Annotated in this window: 13 protein-coding genes and 1 pseudogene; 8 read left to right on the forward strand and 6 right to left on the reverse strand. The window is 70.7% G+C overall.

What is annotated here, in order from left to right:
• Positions 1-887 (forward strand): annotated as a pseudogene (locus EJK15_RS71465) (hypothetical protein); the annotation flags it as partial.
• A 25-nt stretch (positions 888-912) separates the two neighbouring features.
• Here EJK15_RS71465 and EJK15_RS46575 read toward each other — a convergent pair.
• A complete protein-coding gene (locus EJK15_RS46575) occupies positions 913-3,135 on the reverse strand; it encodes a thiamine pyrophosphate-dependent enzyme (protein WP_138716891.1) in 2,223 nt (740 codons plus the stop codon).
• 198 nt (positions 3,136-3,333) lie between these two features.
• On the opposite strand from EJK15_RS46575, the gene EJK15_RS46580 reads away from it, so the two are divergent.
• Positions 3,334-4,698, forward strand: a complete 1,365-nt coding sequence (locus tag EJK15_RS46580) for a DUF4198 domain-containing protein (RefSeq protein WP_138716892.1) — start codon at positions 3,334-3,336, stop codon at positions 4,696-4,698.
• Between the two features lie 61 nt (positions 4,699-4,759).
• On the opposite strand, the gene EJK15_RS46585 is transcribed toward EJK15_RS46580, so the two are convergent.
• The 5 genes from EJK15_RS46585 to EJK15_RS46605 all read right to left on the reverse strand — a co-directional run bounded on the left by EJK15_RS46585 (position 4,760) and on the right by EJK15_RS46605 (position 8,463).
• Positions 4,760-5,224 carry a hypothetical protein gene (locus tag EJK15_RS46585; protein WP_138716893.1) on the reverse strand — a complete coding sequence of 155 codons (465 nt, stop codon included), beginning with the start codon at positions 5,222-5,224 and terminating at the stop codon, positions 4,760-4,762.
• A 102-nt stretch (positions 5,225-5,326) separates the two neighbouring features.
• Positions 5,327-6,190, reverse strand: coding sequence for an ABC transporter permease (locus tag EJK15_RS46590; protein WP_138716894.1), 864 nt, complete (start codon positions 6,188-6,190; stop codon positions 5,327-5,329).
• 3 nt (positions 6,191-6,193) lie between these two features.
• On the reverse strand, positions 6,194-7,171 hold the full coding sequence (locus EJK15_RS46595) for an ATP-binding cassette domain-containing protein (protein WP_138716895.1): 978 nt from the start codon (positions 7,169-7,171) through the stop codon (positions 6,194-6,196).
• Positions 7,172-7,783 carry a PadR family transcriptional regulator gene (locus tag EJK15_RS46600; RefSeq protein ID WP_138716896.1) on the reverse strand — a complete coding sequence of 204 codons (612 nt, stop codon included), beginning with the start codon at positions 7,781-7,783 and terminating at the stop codon, positions 7,172-7,174.
• A gap of 83 nt (positions 7,784-7,866) precedes the next feature.
• The gene (locus EJK15_RS46605) at positions 7,867-8,463 is read right to left on the reverse strand and encodes an SACE_7040 family transcriptional regulator (protein ID WP_138716897.1); all 597 of its coding nucleotides are present in this window, start codon (positions 8,461-8,463) and stop codon (positions 7,867-7,869) included.
• A 61-nt stretch (positions 8,464-8,524) separates the two neighbouring features.
• Here EJK15_RS46605 and EJK15_RS46610 point away from each other — a divergent pair, with 61 nt between their 5' ends.
• From EJK15_RS46610 to EJK15_RS76685, 6 genes are all read left to right on the forward strand, one after another.
• A complete protein-coding gene (locus EJK15_RS46610) occupies positions 8,525-10,096 on the forward strand; it encodes a carboxyl transferase domain-containing protein (protein ID WP_138716898.1) in 1,572 nt (523 codons plus the stop codon).
• A 55-nt stretch (positions 10,097-10,151) separates the two neighbouring features.
• Positions 10,152-12,185, forward strand: coding sequence for an acetyl/propionyl/methylcrotonyl-CoA carboxylase subunit alpha (locus tag EJK15_RS46615; protein ID WP_138716899.1), 2,034 nt, complete (start codon positions 10,152-10,154; stop codon positions 12,183-12,185).
• Positions 12,185-13,087, forward strand: a complete 903-nt coding sequence (locus tag EJK15_RS46620) for a hydroxymethylglutaryl-CoA lyase (protein ID WP_138716900.1) — start codon at positions 12,185-12,187, stop codon at positions 13,085-13,087. The genes EJK15_RS46615 and EJK15_RS46620 overlap by 1 nt, the downstream gene beginning before the upstream one ends.
• 17 nt (positions 13,088-13,104) lie before the next feature.
• The gene (locus EJK15_RS46625) at positions 13,105-14,241 is read left to right on the forward strand and encodes an acyl-CoA dehydrogenase family protein (RefSeq protein WP_138716901.1); all 1,137 of its coding nucleotides are present in this window, start codon (positions 13,105-13,107) and stop codon (positions 14,239-14,241) included.
• A gap of 69 nt (positions 14,242-14,310) precedes the next feature.
• Complete coding sequence (locus EJK15_RS46630) at positions 14,311-14,745, forward strand: GNAT family N-acetyltransferase (protein ID WP_138716902.1); 435 nt, start codon at positions 14,311-14,313, stop codon at positions 14,743-14,745.
• Between the two features lie 127 nt (positions 14,746-14,872).
• On the forward strand, positions 14,873-17,845 hold the full coding sequence (locus EJK15_RS76685; RefSeq protein ID WP_138716903.1) for a helix-turn-helix transcriptional regulator: 2,973 nt from the start codon (positions 14,873-14,875) through the stop codon (positions 17,843-17,845).
• Positions 17,846-17,923 lie beyond the last annotated feature (78 nt).

The raw sequence follows: 17,923 nt of genomic DNA on the forward strand, positions 1-17,923 counted from the left end.
CGGCCACGCCCGGACCCCGCCGCCCCGTCCATCCCACCGACCGGCACCCACGGGCCGGGGACGGGGTGGGGGCGCCGACGGCGGACGTCCACCTGCCCGTCACGGGCCACCACCTCCCATCCACCGGCAACCATCTCCCGCCCGCAGACCGCTGGGAGCCGTCCACGGGCAGTGCCGTGCCGTCCGCGGCCAGTGCCATGCGGTCTGCGGGCAGCGCCATGCCGGCCGCCGGCCACCACTCGCCCTTCGCCCCGGAAGCACAGCCCGGCGCGCCGGCCGCGGGCCAGGGCGGGACGAAGGGAGCAGCGGCTCCGGGGCGATCGGCGGCGACGGTTCCTCCAGGTCACTCCACCCCCACCGCCGCGACTCCCAGCCGGTCCCCGTCCGATCCTCCAGCGGCATCCGGGGCGGCGCGGCTGCTCGTGATCGGCGGCACGGCCGTGGCCGTGGCCATCGGTGGCACGGTGGCGGCCGTATACCTGTCGCTCGGGCAGACCTCAACCCCCAAGAGCACCGCCACCCAGCAGCAGACGAATCCAGCACAACAACCCCAGGACACCACCACCCCCATCGGCGAGCGGGACATAGCCGCCCTGGCACCCCGCAACGTCAAGGTCACCGCCGACCAGGGCGCCCTGGTGGAGCTGCGCTGGGCGCTCCCCGCGAACGCCCGTCGCTACCCGGTGGTCCTGCAGCGTTCCCCGGTCGCCAAGGGCGAGCACAACATCACCGCCCTCGCCCAGGGAACCACCTCCACCCGTGTCGCCGGCCTGAACCCGAAAACCGGCTACTGCTTCCTGGTGGGCGTGCCGCTGCGCATCTCGGAGAGCTCCACGGTCGCCTGGTCGAAACCGGCCTGCATCAGAGGCGCCGTGGCCCGCCGGTAAGCCGTGGCCCGCCGGTGATCCGGGCTCAGCCCAGAAGCTTGCGCGCCGCCTGCTCGATCTCCGCCTCGGACAGCAGCACGTGATCGGCCGCCGCGCCCAGGGGGATGAAACTGTCGGATGAGGTCACCCGGGCCACCGACCCGGTGTATCCGGCGTCGGTCAGCTCGGCGATGATGCCCTCGGAGACGCCGCCGCTGTGCCGGGTCTCGTCGGCGATCAGCACCTTGCCCGTCAGCTCGGCCGCCCGCAGCAGGTCGTCGACCGGCAACGGCGCCAGCCAGCGCAGGTCGAGGACGCGGCAGCCATAGCCCTCCTGGGTCAGCCGCACGGCGGCCCGCAGGCTCATCCGCAGCCCGTTGCCGAACGTCACGATCGTCAGGTCGCGCCCGTCGCCGTAGGAGCGCGCCCGGCCGATGGGCACGTGCGTCTCCGCCCAGCGCGAGGGCGGCGCGTAAGGTGCCAGCCAGCCCCCGTCGCCGTCGTCGAACAGGTCACGCGTGTGGTAGAGCGCGATCGGCTCCAGGAACACGCACACCGACCCGCAGGTCTGGGCCGCCGCCAGGCATGTACGCAACATGGCGGAGGCGTCATCGGGCCGCGCGGGCGAGGCGATGACCAGCCCCGGGATGTCGCGCAGCGCGGCCACCGCGTTGTCGTTGTGGAAGTGCCCCCCGAACCCCTTCTGGTACGCGTATCCGGCCACCCGCACCACCATCGGGTTGCGGTAGGCGTGGCGGGAGAAGAACGACAGGGTGGCCGCCTCGCCCCGGATCTGGTCGAGCGCGTTGTGCAGGTAGGCCAGGTATTGGATCTCCGGCACCGGCAGCAGCCCCGACACGCCGGAGCCGAGCGCCAGCCCCAGGATGGTCTGCTCGTCCAGCAGCGTGTCGAACACCCGCCCCGGGCCGAACCGCTTCTGCAGCCCCCTGGTGACCCCGTAGACGCCGCCCTTCTTGGCGACGTCCTCACCGAACACCGTCATCTCCGGGTAGACGGTCAGCGCGTCGGCCAGCGTACGGTTGATCGCCAGCGAGAGCGTCATCGGCTTGTCGTTCTCCGGCAGCGACCCGGCGAACGCCTTCTCCCTGGCCGCGCCGGACGCCGCCATCGGGCTGATCTTGGCGATCAGCTCGGGCAGGCGCGGCGCGATCGGCTCCATGACCTCCTTGGCGGAGCCGAGCCGCGGGCTGCGCGTGGTCTCCAGCGCGATCCGCAGCACGTGCTCGCGCGTGGACTCGTATGTCTTGAGCAGCTCCTCCGGCGTCTCCAGCCCGGCCTCGACCAGCAGCGCCGCCGTACGGACCAGCGGGTCGCGCTCGAGGTCGGCCCTGATCTCGCGCTGGGTGCGGTACGCCACCTCGACGTCGGACCCGGCGTGCCCCATCAGCCGCACGGCCGACAGGTGCAGGAAGGCAGGGGAGCGGTTGGCGCGAACGTGCTGGACGGCGCGCAGGGCGACGTCGTACGCGTCGGCCAGGTCGCAGCCGTCGGCGGCGAAGTATTCGATGCCGGGACGCCGCGCGGCCGCCTCCACCCACCCCTTGGGCGTGCGGACGCTGATGCCGATGCCGTTGTCCTCGCACACGAACAGGATCGGCAGCGGCTGACCCTGGTAAGTGGCGTAGGAGGCGGTGTTGAAGCCGGACAGCGCGCTCGCGTGGTTGATCGAGGCGTCGCCGAAGCTGCACACCGCGATCGCGTCCTCCTGCTCCCACCTCGAACGTTTGCCGAGCGCCTTGGCCCGCTCGATGGAGAACGCCACGCCCACCGCCCTGGGCAGGTGGCTGGCGATCGTCGAGGTCTGCGGGATGACGGCCAGGTCCGGGTGGCCGAACACCTTGTGCCTGCCCCCCGCGATCGGCTCCTCGGCCGCCGCGGTCAGGCCCATCAGCACGTCCCTGATGCCCTGCTCGGGCAGTCGCCCGGCCTGCTCCGATCTGGTCAGATAGAACGCGCCCGAACGGTAGTGGAGCAGCGCGGGGTCGCCGGGCCGCAGGGCCGCGGCGACGGCCGCGTTGCCCTCGTGGCCGGCGGAGCCGATCGTGTAGAAGCCCTCGTCCTGCTCGCGCAGCCAGCGGGCGGCGATGTCGAGCAGCCGGCTGTCGAGCTGGCGCTGGAAGAGCGTCCTGCACTGCTCTCCGGTCAGCGCCGTGCCCTCTCGGACCGGCCGGCCGGGATCTCGCGCCGGGCCCGCCTTCAGCGCCGCAACCGCCTGGGTGAAATGAGTCTCAACTGTGTCGCGCGCCACACCATCGATTATGTCTTTGATCGGCGCTGCCGTCTGCTGGACGCCGGTGACATGTTGTGGACCGGTCCCATTGACACCGCCCTATTACCGTTTGTCAGAATCCAGAACCTTTGCGCCCATGTGCACGTCTACTGAAGTGACACACGTGGCACCCTCAATGCCGCGTTGGACCAATGGGGTCTCCAGAAAGGAACCCGCATGTTACAACGCATTCGTGTCGCCGCCCTCGCCGTCATGCTCGGCGCGGGGGCTCTGGTAGCCCTGACACCGTCTGCTGCGACGGCGGCACCACCGACACCCGACATCAGTCCAGTCAGCATCAGTCCCAGCCCTCCGATCGACGTGACCGGCGGGCCCGTCACGGCCACGTTCACCTTCTACACGAAGAACGCGGACACGGCGAAGTTCCAGCTCAAGCCCCCGCTGGGTGTCTACTCATCCATCGACCTGACGAAGACGTCAGGCAACGTGTGGACCAAGTGGACCGGCACCAAGAAGTTCGAGGCCTCGCCCGCCGGCACGTGGAGCTGGCTCGCCACCGCCACCGGCACGGGCGGCGCCGAGGCGTCCGACACCGGTGGCTTCGAGGTCGTCGTCAAGAAGCAGCTCGACACCAAGATCGTCGACTTCGCGGCCCGTCCCGGCCTGGTCGACAAGGGCGACCTGATCAAGGTCTCCGGCCGCCTCCTCGCCGACGGCAAGGGGTACGCCGGGCAGACCGTGGCGATCACGTTCCGCGAGCGCGGCACCGACGCCTACCGCGAGGTCACCAAGGTGACGACCGGCAGCGGCGGCTGGTTCGGCGCCACGGTGCGGGCCGACGCCACCGGCTACTGGCGGGCGGAGTTCGCGGCCACGGCCGCCGCCAAGGGCTCCGTCAGCGACAGCGACCGGGTCGACGTCAAGCGCCGCAACCTCGACAGCAAGATCGTCGGCTTCGACGCCCGGCCCGAGCCCGTGGATAAGGGCGACACGCTCTCCTTCACCGGCGCCCTGCGGGTCGAGGGCCGCGACGGCGTGGCCGGCGAGCGGGTCGGCATCTTCTTCAAGGCCGACGGCTCGCACAAGTGGGAGTACGTCACCAGCGACGTGACCGGTCGCCATGGCCGCTTCTGGGCCTCCGCCACGGCCGTCACCTCCGGCTGGTGGCGCGCCCAGTACGCGGGCGCGCGCGGCGTCAACGGCTCGGTCAGCGACGCCGACTGGGTCAAGGTCAACCAGCCCGCCCCGCCGCCCGAGGTGGAGAAGGCGGACACGCGGCTGATCAAGTTCAACGCCTACCCTGAGCCGATCAAGCGCGGCAGGTACCTGAAGTTCAAGGGCAAGCTGCAGGTCGACGACGAGGGGTCCTGGGAGGGCTACTCGGGCAAGGTGGCGCTGTTCTTCAAGCCGCTCGGGTCGAAGAAGTGGCAGTACGTGAAGTCGTTCTGGTCCAGCGACAGCGGGCGGCTTTACACCAAGGTCAAGGCCTGGAACTCCGGGCACTGGAGGTTCGTGTATGGCGGTGACGAGGACACCTACGGCGACACCAGCCGCAAGGACTATGTCCGCGTGAAGCGCTGAACGCCGTGAAATGAGATGAGGCCCGGGGGAACACCGCCCGGGCCTCATCCTTGTCCGGGCTTTAGTTGGCTTGCCGGTCGGTCAGCTTGCCTTCGATGCGGACAAGGATGGATTTGATGTCGGCGATCTCGCTATCCACGCCATTGAACCGTTGGTCCACGGCATTGAACCGTTCGTCCACGGCCTTGAACCGTTGGTCCACGGCCTTGAACCGTTGGTCCACGGCATCGAACCGTTCGTCCACGGCATCGAACCGTTCGTCAACGGCATCGAACCGCTGATTCACGTCGCGGAACTGCCGATCCATGTCGCCGAACCGCTGATCGACGTAGGTGAAGCCGGCCTGCATCTGCGTCGCGAGCTCGTCGATCTTGTTGTGGAGGTTCTGCCCGACGAGGTCCACACGATTGTGGAGTTCGTCGAAGCGTTCGGCGATGCTGTTGCCGGGCACGCCACGAAAAGTAGCCTGCTCTAGCGCCACGACACGGACTTCCAGGTCACGACACTTGGCTCGAAGGTCGAACATCGGGTGCGCTCCTTTCGGGCGGGGGAGGAAGGGGGCCGCGCGGCACATCCGGAAAGCTACCCTCCGTACAAGATCGATCGCAGCCTGATGCGAAAGTCAGTCCTATTCCGCCCGCCGGAACTCCGCGATCCCCACTCCCAGCAGCAGCGCCCCGAGCGCAGCCACGACCCCCAGCTCCATCAGCACCGGCACCTGGAAGTCGAACCACTGGACCCCGGGATTGAGCATCGCGTTCACCTGCGGCGGCACGTCCAGATGGGCGAACACCGCCTGCCGCATCGGATCCACCGCGTACGTCATCGGATTGACCACGGTCAGCACGTGCAGCCACGAGGGCAGGTTGGCCAGCGGGAACATCGCCCCCGACAGGAACATCATCGGCATGATCGCCATCTGCATCAGCCCGAAGAACGTCTGCATGTTCTTCATCCGCGCCGCCAGCATCACCCCGAAGGCCGTGATCGTGAAGGCGGCCAGGAACATCTCCGCCAGCAGCGTGACCATCAGCCCGGCCGAGTAGGGCACCCCCACCAGCCCCGCCATGGCGAGGATGATGATGCCCTGCGCGGTGGCCACGAGGGCGCCGCCCAGGCACTTGCCGACCACGATCGCCCCGCGTGAGACGGGCGCGACCAGCATCTCCCGCAGGAAGCCGAATTCGCGGTCCCACACGATGGACCCGGCCGAGAACATGCCCGTCATGATCACGGTCATGGAGATCATGCCGGGATACATGAACGTGCGGAAGTCGATCCCGGGAATCGAGCCCTGCACCAGCGACCCCAGGCCCGTGCCCATGACGAACAGCCACAGCACGGGCTGCACCAGCATGGACAGCATGCGGGTGCGGTCGTTGACGAAGCGCAGGATCTCCCGGTGGAGCACTATCTTGATCGCCCGCAGGTCGTGCCCGGCGCCACGCGCGGGCACCCGGACGCCGATCGCCTCAGCAGACTCAGCAGCCATCGCTCATCGCCTCGCCATCGCTCTCATGAACGCCATGTTGCCGTCCCCGGCCTCGGCGTCGCGGATCGTGGAGCCGGTGTACGACATGAAGACGTCGTCCAGCGACGGCCGTGACACGCTCACGGCCTTGATGGGCATGCCGAGCTCGCCGAACAGCCTGGGCACGAACTCCTCGCCGGACGCCACCGCGAACGTCACCGCTCCTTCGTGGACGGCCGCCTCCAGCCCGAACCGCTCCCGCAGCGCCTCGATCGCCTTGGCGTCGTCATTGGTGTGGATCTGCACGCGATCCTTGCCGACGCTGGCCTTCAGCGCCTCGGGCGAGTCGATGACCACGACCTCGCCATGATCGATGATGGCGATCCTGTCGCAGTATTCGGCCTCGTCCATGTAGTGCGTGGTCATGAAGATGGTGATGTCCTCCATGAGCCGCAGCTGGTTGATGTACCCCCAGATGGCCGAGCGGGTCTGCGGGTCGAGCCCGACCGTCGGCTCGTCGAGGAACAGCACCCGCGGCGAGTGCAGCAGGCCGCGGGCGATCTCCAGCCGCCGCTTCATGCCGCCCGAGAACGTCATGACCTTGGCGTCCTTGCGGTCCCACAGCGCGACCATCTCCATCACCTGGCGGATCCGGTCGGCGACGACGTTCTTCGGCACGCCGTACAGCTCGGCGTGGAAGCGCAGGTTCTGCTCGGCGCTCAGGTAGCCGTCGAGTGTGGGGTCCTGGAAGACGAGGCCGATGTTCCTGCGTACCTCGTCGCGCTCGCGCACCACGTCGTGCCCGGCCACGGTGGCGCTGCCACCCGTGGGGTTGACCAAAGTGCAGAGCATGCTGATGGTGGTGGTCTTGCCGGCGCCGTTCGGCCCGAGGAAGCCGAACACCTCACCGGGCCGCACCTCGAAGTCGACGCCCTTGACGGCCTCGACCTTGCCGTACGTCTTCCGCAGGCCGCGTACGGCGACGGCCGCGTCTTCGGTCATTCAGTCCTCCGCCAGGATCTGGAAAACGGATTTGCGAGTTTGCTTGATCAGCTTCTTGGCCTCCTCGACCTGCCGCTCGTTGGCCGAGCGCACGAGATGGGAGAAGGCCTCGTTGAGCTGGGCCCACAGCAGGCGCAGCTCGTGGTAGTCCATCGGGACCGTGCGGGCGACCTCCTCCCACGGCGCCTCGTCGGCGTGCCTGGCGGCCTGCTCACGGCCCTGCTCGGTCAGGCTGTACGTACGGCTGCCGCCCGACTCGTCGGCCGTCACCAGGCCCTCGTCCTCGAGCTGCTGGAGCGCCGGGTAGACCGAGCCCGGGCTGGGCCGCCACACGCCGCGGCTGCGCTCCTCGATGCCCTGGATCATCTGGTAGCCGTTCTGCGGCCCTTCGTGGAGGAGGGCCAGCAGGGCCGCCCTGACATCGCCGCGGCGCACGCGCGGCGAGGGCGTCTCCCAGTGCGTCCCGGCCCCGAACTCCGGTCCCGGCGGTGGTGGCCCGAACGGCGGCGCCGGGGCGAACTTGGCGGAGAAGCCTGGAGCGCCTGGAGGGCCCGGAGGGAACGGGCGCGGGGGAGGGGGCGGCGCTGTGTCCCAGAAATCAGGATCTTGCATGACAGCCTCCAACTATCGAGATACTTTGACGATATATCTAGATAGTTGAGACAGCAAGACCAATTCGGGCATAGGCCGTACTGTTAGCGAGCGTTAACGGCGGCGTCGATCGCGGCCCTGGCCATCGCGCGCAGCAGCGGCCGCATGTCCCGCCCCGGCAGCTCGCCGGCGCTGTGCGGGGTGGAGTTGAGCAGGCCGAAGACGGCGTGCGTGGCGGCGCGCAGGCGGGCGGCCGGGCACGCGGGATGCAGCTCGGCCAGCACGGTCACCCACTCCTCGACGTAGAGCCGCTGCAGCCGCCTGATCTGCCGCCGCTCGGGTTCCGGCACGTTGCCCAGCTCCCGGTCGTGCACCGTGATCAGCGCCGGCTGCTCGATGGCGAACGTGATCTGCACGTTGAGCAGCGCGTCGAGGATCTCCCTCGGGTCCGATGACGTGGTGGCGGCGGCGACGGCCGACTCGCGCAGCCGCGAGCTGATGTCCAGCAGCATCTCGGAGAGCAGCGCCTCCTTGCCGGTGAAGTGCCGGTAGAGCGCCGGCCCGGAGACGCCCACCGCGCCGCCGATGTCCTCGATGGAGACGCCGTGGAAGCCGCGCGCCGCGAACAGCCGGGCGGCCGCCTCCAGGATTTCCGCACGCCTGTTGCGCCGATTGCGGGTAGGTGTGGAGACGGTGGTCACGTCTCACATGCTAGACGACTACGTTAATGATGACTAACATCCGTGCCATGAGAGGGGATTCATGAGCAGCGACTGGCCGGTGCTGAAGTCGGTCGCCGACCCGGGGAGCGAGGCGGGCAAACGCAACGCCGAGCTCAACGAGCGGCTCGCCGCCGAACTGCTCGAACACCTCGCCGTCACCGCGCTCGGCGGTCCCGGGCGGTCGCGGCAGAGGCATGTCGAACGGGGCAAGATGCTGCCGCGCGACCGCGTCGACGGCCTGCTCGACCCGGGCTCCCGCTTCCTGGAGTTGTCACCGCTGGCCGCGAACGGCCTCTACGACGACCAGGCGCCCGCCGCCGGGATGATCACCGGGGTGGGCCGGGTCTCGGGCCGCGAGTGCGTGATCGTCGCCAACGACGCCACCGTCAAGGGCGGCACGTACTACCCGATCACCGTCAAGAAGCACCTGCGGGCGCAGGAGGTGGCGCTGCACAACCGCCTGCCCTGCGTCTATCTCGTGGACTCCGGTGGAGCGTTCCTGCCCAGGCAGGACGAGGTGTTCCCGGACCGCGAGCACTTCGGCCGGATCTTCTACAACCAGGCCACGATGTCCGCCCGCGGCATCCCCCAGATCGCCGCCGTGCTCGGCTCCTGCACCGCCGGCGGCGCGTACGTGCCCGCGATGAGCGATCAGGCCGTCATCGTCCGCGGTCAGGGCACGATCTTCCTGGGCGGGCCGCCTCTGGTGAAGGCGGCTACCGGCGAGGAGGTCACGGCCGAGGAGCTGGGCGGCGGCGACCTGCATGCGCGGGTCAGCGGCGTCACCGACCACCTGGCCGAGGACGACGCGCACGCGCTGGCCATCGTCCGCGACATCGTCTCCACGCTCGCGCCGCGCGCCGAGCGGCCGTGGGAGACGATCAAGCCGGAGCCGCCCCGGCACGACCCCCGCGACCTGTACGGGATCGTGCCCGCCGACACCCGGCAGCCGTACGACGTGCACGAGGTCATCGCCAGGATCGTGGACGGGTCGCGCTTCCTGGAGTTCAAGGCCGAGTACGGCTCGACGCTCGTCACCGGCTTCGCCCACCTGCACGGCCACCCGGTGGGGATCGTGGCCAACAACGGCATCCTGTTCAGCGAGTCCGCGATGAAGGGCGCCCACTTCATCGAGCTGTGCGACCAGCGCCGGATCCCCCTGGTGTTCCTGCAGAACATCAGCGGCTTCATGGTCGGCAAGGCCTATGAGGCGGGTGGCATCGCCAAACACGGCGCCAAGATGGTCACCGCCGTCTCGTGCGCGCGGGTGCCCAAGTTCACCGTCGTGATCGGGGGGTCGTTCGGGGCCGGGAACTACGCGATGGCCGGGCGGGCGTACTCGCCCAGGTTCCTATGGATGTGGCCGAACGCCCGCATCTCGGTCATGGGCGGCGAGCAGGCTGCGAACGTCCTCACGACCGTCGGCAGCGCCGACGCCGACGCGATCAGGGCGCAGTACGAGCACCAGGGAAACCCGTACTACTCCACGGCCAGGCTCTGGGACGACGGCGTGATCGACCCGCTCGACACCCGCACCGTCCTCGGCCTGGCACTGTCCGCGGCGGCCAACGCCCCGCTCGAGCCCGCCGGCTACGGCGTCTTCCGGATGTGACCGAAGCGTGAGCGAAGCAAAGAAGAACGCGCGAAGCACGGAGCCTTTGGGGGGTATGCGGGGGGCTTGCCCCCCGCAGGGGTTCGACCGTGTTCTGATCGCCAACAGGGGCGAGATCGCCGTACGGATCATCCGCACGCTGCGGGGGCTCGGCATCACGTCGGTGGCCGTTCACACGCCGTCCGACGCGGGCGCCCGGCATGTGCGCGAGGCCGACATTGCCCTCCAGGTGCCGAAATATCTCGATATTGAGGCGATTGTGGTGGCGGCTCGGGATTCGGGCGCGCAGGCCGTACATCCCGGATATGGGTTCCTCGCTGAGAACGGCGAGTTCGCGCGGCGGTGCGCCGCGGCGGGGCTGGTCTTCGTCGGCCCGCCCGCCGCGGCCATCGACGCGATGGGTGACAAGATCCGCGCCAAGGCCGCCGTGTCCGCCGCCGGGGTGCCGGTGGTGCCGGGGGGTGCCGAGCCGGGGGACGCGCTGGAGCGCTGGCGCGACTTCCCCGCGCTGATCAAGCCGTCCGCCGGCGGCGGGGGCAAGGGCATGGTGCTGGTACGGTCGGCCGCCGAGCTGCCCGACGCGCTGGAGTCGGCGCGGCGTACGGCGCGGGCGGCGTTCGGGGACGGCACGCTGCTGATCGAGCGCTACGTCGAGAGCCCCCGCCACATCGAGATCCAGGTCCTGGCCGACACCCACGGGAACGTCGTCCACCTGGGCGAGCGCGAGTGCAGCCTGCAGCGCAGGCACCAGAAGATCATCGAGGAGGCGCCGTCGCCCTTCGTGACCCCGGAGACGCGCGCCCGCATGGGGGCGGCGGCGGTCGAGGCCGCCCGTGCGGTGGGGTACGTGAGCGCGGGCACGGTCGAGTTCATCGTGGACGGCACCACCGGGGCCTACCACTTCATGGAGATGAACACGCGCCTGCAGGTCGAGCACCCGGTCACGGAGCTGGTGACCGGGCTGGACCTGGTGGAGCTGCAGTTGCGGGTGGCGGCGGGGGAGCGGCTGCCGTTCGGGCAGGAGGACGTGCGGCTGCACGGCCACGCCGTCGAGGCCCGCGTCTACGCCGAGGACCCGGCACGCGGCTTCCTCCCCACGGGCGGCCGCGTGCTCGCCCTCCGCGAACCCGGCGACACGGGACCGGGAGCGCGCACGGCGGCCATGGGCGGGGCGACATCGGGCGGGGCGACGGTCCCGGGCGGGCGTGCGGGCGTCCGCGTTGACTCCGGGCTGGTCGAGGGCGGGGTCGTAGGGAGTGAGTTCGACCCGATGCTGTCCAAGGTCGTCGCCTGGGCGCCGGACAGGGCGTCGGCATTCAGGGTGCTCGACCGGGCCCTCGCCGGCACGGCCGTTTTGGGCGTGGTCACCAACGTCTCGTTCCTGCGTGCCCTCGCCGCCCACCCGGCCGTCCTGGCGGGCGAGCTGGACACCGGCCTGGTCGAACGAGTGCTTCCCGGCCTGGTCCCCGGCGTGGACGTGCCGGACGAGGTGCTCGCGGCCGCGGCGCTGGTCTTCCACGCCATCCCGCAGGGCGACGACCCTTGGGACGTCACCGACGGGTGGCGGGTCGGTGAGCCGGCGTGGACGACGTGGCGGCTGGAGTCCAGGGACGGCGTGCACGCGATCCAGGTCCGCGGCCTGCCCGAAGAATCCGCTGAAGTGCTGATAAATGGTGAGAAGTCCGCTGGACGTATCCGGGCTGCGGACGCCGATCTGGTCGTCACGATCGGCGGCCGTACCGAGCACTACCTCCACGCACGCCACGACGGCACGCTCTGGCTCGGCAAGGACGGCCGGTCCTGGGCCTTCACCCGCCACCTCATCGGCGACCCCGGCGACCGCCCCGGCGCTGCGGCGGCCGGCGACGGCGTGGTCAGGAGCCCCATGCCGGGCACCGTCCTGGTCGTCAAGGCGCAGGTCGGCGACCGGGTGAGCGAGGGCCAGCCGCTGGTCATCGTGGAGGCCATGAAGATGGAGCACACGGTCACCGCCCCGGTCGGCGGCACGGTGTCCGAGCTCCCCGCGCAGGCCGGCCAGCCGGTCGACATGGACGCCGTCCTGGCCGTGGTCACCACCGAGGAGGCGTGATGCCGCATCCCATGGAAGGACTTCCGCACCAGGTCACGATCTACGAGGTGGGCCCGCGCGACGGGCTGCAGAACGAGTCCGCGGTCGTTCCCGTCGAGGTCAAGGCCGAGTTCATCGACCGGCTCGCCGACGCGGGCCACAAGGTGATCGAGGCGACCAGCTTCGTGCACCCGACGTGGGTGCCGCAGCTGGCCGACGCCGACGAGCTGCTCGCCAGGCTGCACCGGAAGCAGGGCGTGCGCTACCCGGTGCTGGTGCCGAACCTGCGCGGCCTCGACCGGGCGCTCGACCGGGGCGTGGACGAGATCGCGGTCTTCGCCAGCGCCACCGAGACGTTCGCGGCCAAGAACCTGAACAGGAGCCTGGAGAGCCAGTTCGACATGTTCGAGCCGGTCGTGGCCAGGGCGCTGGACAACGGTCTGAGGGTGCGGGCGTACGTGTCGATGTGCTTCGGCGACCCCTGGGAGGGGCCGACGCCGATCTCGCAGGTCGTGACGGTCGGCGAGCGGCTGCTCGGGCTCGGCTGTCACGAGCTGTCGCTCGGCGACACGACCGGCGTGGGCACGCCAGGCCACGTGACCGCCCTGATCAAGGCGTTCCGTACGCCGGAGCGGCTCGCCGTGCACTTCCACGACACCTACGGCCAGGCGCTCGGCAACACCCTGGCCGCGCTGCGGGAGGGCGTGACCACGGTGGACGCCTCCACGGGCGGCATCGGCGGCTGCCCGTACGCCGAGTCGGCCACCGGCAACCTCGCCACCGAGGACCTCGTCTGGATGCTGCGCGGACTCGGCATCGAGACCGGGCTCGACCTGGGCAAGCTCGTGGCCACCAGCACGTGGCTGGCGGAGCTGCTCGGCCGGCCCAGCCCATCCCGCGTCGTACAGGCCCTGTCGAAATAGGCTGTCGAAAGGCTGACATGCTCAAGGACGAGTACGAAGAGCTGCGCAAAACCGTCGAGGCGTTCGCCCGCGACGTGGTGGCACCCGTGATCGGGGACTACTACGAGCGCGAGCAGTTCCCGTACGACATCGTGCGGCAGATGGGCGCGATGGGCCTGTTCGGCCTGCCGTTCCCCGAGGAGTACGGCGGCATGGGCGGCGACTACTTCGCCCTCTGCCTCGCGCTGGAAGAGCTGGCCCGCGTCGACTCCAGCGTGTCGATCACCTTGGAGGCCGCGGTGTCGCTGGGCGCGATGCCGATCTACCGGTTCGGCACCGGCGAGCAGCGCGAGCACTGGCTCCCCAGGCTCACCTCCGGCGCCGAACTGGGCGCTTTCGGGCTGACCGAGCCCGGCGGTGGCACCGACGTGCCGGGCGGCATGCGGACCACGGCCGTGCTCGACGGCGGCGAATGGGTGATCAACGGGACAAAGGCGTTCATCACGAACTCCGGCACCGACATCACCGCCGTCGTCGGCGTGGCCGCGCTCACCGGAGAGCGGGAGATCTCCACGATCCTCGTGCCGAGCGGCACGCCCGGGTTCACGGTGTCGAAGAAGTACTCCAAGGTCGGCTGGAACGCCTCTGACACCCGCGAGCTGTCCTTCTCCGGCTGCCGCGTCCCCGCCGCGAACCTCCTCGGAGAGCGCGGCCGCGGCTACGCGCAGTTCCTCCAGACGCTCGACGAGGGCCGCATCGCGATCGCCGCCGTCAGCGTGGGACTGGCCCAGGGCTGCGTGGACGAGTGCCTCAAGTACGTCAGGGACAGGCGGGCGTTCGGCCACCCGATCGGCCACTACCAGGCCATCCAGTTCAAGATCGCCGACATGGAGGCGCGGGCGCACACCGCCCGCCTGGCCTACTACCACGCGGCGGAGCGCATGCTGGCGGGGCTGCCGTTCAAGAAGGAGGCCGCGATCGCCAAGCTGGTCGCCTCCAACGCGGCCATGGACAACTCGCGCGACGCCACGCAGGTGTTCGGCGGATATGGCTTCATGAACGAGTTCCCCGTCGGCCGCTTCTACCGCGACGCCAAGATCCTGGAGATCGGGGAGGGCACGAGCGAGGTGCAGCGCATGCTCATCGCCCGCCAGCTCGGACTGGGCGACCTGTGAGCGAGATTCATCCGTACGAGCGACGCCGTGTTTGCGTGAGCGACACGGCACGATCTAGTGTCATTGGTCATGACGGCTGACGATCTTCTGATCAGGAGGGCGGAGAAGGCGGACGCGGACGAGGTGTTCGCGCTGGCGCGCGAGTTCGGCCTGACGTTCAGGCCCGAGCGCGAGGCCTTCGACTCCGCCCTGCCCGAGCTGCTGGCGAACGACGACGCCCTGCTGCTCGCGGCCGTCATCGGCGGGCGCGTCCACGGTTACCTGCTGGGGTTCGTCCATCTGACGTTGTTCGCGAACGGGCCCGTCGCCTGGGTCGAGGAGGGCATGGTCCAGACCGGGTTGCAGCGGCAGGGGATCGGGCGGGCGCTGCTGGAGGAATTCGAGCGGTGGGCCCGCTCGCGCGAGGCCGGTTACGTGGCCATGGCGACGCGGCGGGCGCCCGAGTTCTACCACGCGCTCGGATACGAGGCGTCGGCCACCTTCTTCCGCAAGGTCCTGCGCTGACGCAGCAACGCGCTGCAGGAACGCAGGTCCCGCGCCCGGACGGCTGAGGCGCCCGGACGTCCTCGTCGTCCTGGAGCGGCCGGGTGGGCGGCTGTTTCTGTCGTGGCCTGATGGCATCCTTGCGTACGTGAGTATCCACGCCGTGAGCCCGCTGTTCGTCGGCCGCGCCCGCGAGCTCGCCGTTCTCGGGGACGCGCTGGTCAGGGCTCGCTCCGGGGTGTCGTCCACCGTGCTCCTCGGCGGCGAGGCCGGGGTCGGCAAGACGCGGCTGGTCAGGGAGTTCATCGACCGGGCCGACGACGCCCTGGCGCTCGTCGGCGGGTGTCTCGAGCTGGGCACGGAGGGCCTGCCGTTCGCGCCGTTCACGGCCGTGCTGCGCGGCCTCGTGCGGCAGCTGGGCCGCGACGGGGTCGCGGCGCTCGTGCCCGGCGGCGCCACGCGGGGGCTGGGGCGGCTGCTGCCCGAGTTCGGCGAGCCGGGCAAGGACGGCGCGGAGGCCAGGGCGCGGCTGTTCGAGCTGGTGCTCGGGCTGCTGGAGCGGCTGGCCGAGGAGCGTCCCGTCCTGCTGGTGGTGGAGGACGCGCACTGGGCCGACCGGTCCACCCGCGACCTGCTGTCCTTCCTGGTCCGCTACCAGCGCACCGCGGGCCGCCTGCTGATCGTGGTCACCTACCGCACCGACGAGCTGCACCGCACCCACCCGCTGCGGCCGATGCTCGCCGAGCTCGGCCGGGTGGAGTGGGTGGCCAGGGCCGACCTGCGCAGGCTCACCCGCAGGGAGGCCGTCGCGCAGGCGGCCAGCATCCTGGAGAGGGAGCCGTCCCCCGTCGACATGGATCTGATCTACGCGCGCAGCGAGGGAAACCCGCTGTTCGTGGAGGCGCTGCTCAGCGAGGCCGGCGGCGGCGACGCGCTGCCCGAGTCGCTGCGCGACCTGCTGCTGGCCAGCGTCGAGCGGCTGCCGGAGGAGACGCAGGAGCTGCTGCGCGTGGCCAGCGCGGGCGGTCAGCGCATCGAGCACGACCTGCTCTCCGCCGTCGCCGGACTCGACGAGAACGCGCTCTCGCGGGCGCTGCGCCCCGCCGTGGCGGGCAACGTGCTCGTGGTCGACGGGGAGGGCTACGGCTTCCGGCACGCGCTCATCCGCGAGGCGCTCCACGACGACCTGCTGCCCGGCGAGCACACCCGCCTGCACACCCGCTACGCCGAGGCGCTGGAGCGGGACCTGTCGATCCTGCCCGCCCCACGCGGCGCGATCGAGCTGGCCCACCACTGGCACGCCGCCCACGACTCCACCTGGGCGCTGGTCAGCGCCTGGCATGCGGCCGCCGCGGCCCGCAAGTCCACCGCTTACGACGAGCAGCTCAGGATGCTCTCCAGGGTGCTGGAGCGGTGGGACCAGGTGCCCGACGCCGCCGAGCGCATCGGCTGCGACCGGCTCGACGTGCTCAAGCAGATCGCCACGGTCGCCCACCTCGCCGGCGAATACGAGCGCAGCCTCGCCCTGGCCAACGCCGCCCTGGCCGAGCTGGACCACGAGGCCGACCCGATCAGGACCGCCCTCGTGCTGCGCCAGCGCGGCCTGACCCGCTACGACCTGGGCCGCGCCGGCTACGTCGACGACCTGCGCCGCGCCGCCGAGCTGGTGCCCGCCGACCACCCCAGCAAGCTGCGCGGCCAGGTGCTGGAGAGCCTGTCGCGGATGCTCCACGGGGCGGAGGACTGGCCGGAGAAGATCGCCACCGCCCAGCTGGCCAGGGAGCTCGGCCGCGAGGTGGGCGACGCCAACGTCGAGGCGCACGCGCTGATCAGCCTGACCTGGGCGCGCTTCGGCTTCTCCGAGATCGAGGCCCAGCTGGACGCGTTCGCCGAGGCGCGACGCATCGCCGCGGACGGGGAGGCGTACAACGCGCTGATGCGCTGCGCCATCTCCGAGTCCGACGCGCTGGAGGGCGCGGGCCGGCACGAGCGGGCCGCCCAGGTCGCCCGCGACGGTGTCCAGGAGGCCGGGCACTACGGGCTGGCCCGCACGTCGGGCACGTTCCTGGCGATCAACCTGGCCGAGCCGCTGGTGTCGCTCGGGCGGTGGGACGAGGCGCTCCAGGTGATCGAGCACGCGCTCGACCTCGCGCCGCCCGCGCCCTACCGGGCCAGCCTGCAGGGATACGCCACGGACATCGCGCTCGCGCGCGGGCAGCCCGACCGGGCGGAGCAGTTGCTGGGGTCGTCGCGGAACGTGTTGTCGCGCGGCACTTACCGGGACCAGACGGTGCTGCCGCATCTGTGCAGGGAAGTGCGGCTGTTACACGCGCGGGGTGAGATGGACGAGGCGGTGCGGACGGCGGCTCGCGCCCTGGAGGAGCGCGACCTGGTGTCCACCCCGCGTTACGACTGGCCCGTGCTGGTGACCTTCGCCCGGCTCCTGACGTCCGTCGTGCCGCCCGGCCTGCGTCTCGGCCCCGCCGCGGGGCCGGCCCCGCAGCCCGGGGCGCTCGCGCAGCTCGGCGCGTCGCTCCTGCCGCGGCTTCGCGCGCTGGGCCAGGAGGTCGAGACCGAGGGCGATCTGGAGCAGGCGCACCGGCTCACGTTCACCGCGCTGATCGGGCCGGAGCCGCCGCTCGACGACGCCGCCGAGCTGGGCGCGTGGCAGGTCAAGGCCTGGGATCTGGCGGTGGGGGCGTGGATGGCGCTGCGGCAGCCGTACGCGGAGGCCATGAGTCTTGTGGGCGCCGCGCAGGCGGCGCTGGCGGCCGGGGACCGGCAGGAGGCCGCGACGCGGCTGACGCGGGCTCGGGAGCTCGCCGGACGGCTCGGCGCCACGCCGCTCCTGGAGCAGCTCGACGCGTTCGGGCGGCGCGCCAGGATCGGAGGGCCGGAGGAGGTGGGGGACGGGCAGCCGCTGGGGCTGACGGCTCGGGAGCTGGAGGTGCTGCGCGAGGTGACGAACGGGCGGAGCAACCGGGAGATCGCCGGGGCGCTGTTCATCTCGATCAAGACGGTGAGCGTGCACGTCTCCAACATCTTGGCCAAGCTGGGCGTCTCCACCCGCGGCGAGGCCGCCGCCACAGCCCATCGCCTCCGCCTGTTCGACGCCCCGTGAGGACGTGTTCGTTCGGCGATGCTCCGTTCGGGGCCGGGCGCCGTTACGTGCGCACCGAACCCGTGGACGTGGTGAGCG

Source organism: Nonomuraea basaltis (genome assembly GCF_005893125.1).
Taxonomy (GTDB): domain Bacteria; phylum Actinomycetota; class Actinomycetes; order Streptosporangiales; family Streptosporangiaceae; genus Nonomuraea; species Nonomuraea basaltis.

Bases quoted from the DNA above. Each gene is read 5' to 3' on its own strand.
- EJK15_RS46590 (WP_138716894.1), bottom strand. From the start codon at position 6,190: ATGGCTGCTGAGTCTGCTGAGGCGATCGGCGTCCGGGTGCCCGCGCGT.
- EJK15_RS46585 (WP_138716893.1), bottom strand. From the start codon at position 5,224: ATGTTCGACCTTCGAGCCAAGTGTCGTGACCTGGAAGTCCGTGTCGTG.
- EJK15_RS46620 (WP_138716900.1), top strand. From the start codon at position 12,185: ATGCCGCATCCCATGGAAGGACTTCCGCACCAGGTCACGATCTACGAG.
- EJK15_RS46595 (WP_138716895.1), bottom strand. From the start codon at position 7,171: ATGACCGAAGACGCGGCCGTCGCCGTACGCGGCCTGCGGAAGACGTAC.
- EJK15_RS46625 (WP_138716901.1), top strand. From the start codon at position 13,105: ATGCTCAAGGACGAGTACGAAGAGCTGCGCAAAACCGTCGAGGCGTTC.
- EJK15_RS46580 (WP_138716892.1), top strand. From the start codon at position 3,334: ATGTTACAACGCATTCGTGTCGCCGCCCTCGCCGTCATGCTCGGCGCG.
- EJK15_RS46630 (WP_138716902.1), top strand. From the start codon at position 14,311: ATGACGGCTGACGATCTTCTGATCAGGAGGGCGGAGAAGGCGGACGCG.
- EJK15_RS46615 (WP_138716899.1), top strand. From the start codon at position 10,152: ATGCGGGGGGCTTGCCCCCCGCAGGGGTTCGACCGTGTTCTGATCGCC.
- EJK15_RS46600 (WP_138716896.1), bottom strand. From the start codon at position 7,783: ATGCAAGATCCTGATTTCTGGGACACAGCGCCGCCCCCTCCCCCGCGC.
- EJK15_RS46610 (WP_138716898.1), top strand. From the start codon at position 8,525: ATGAGCAGCGACTGGCCGGTGCTGAAGTCGGTCGCCGACCCGGGGAGC.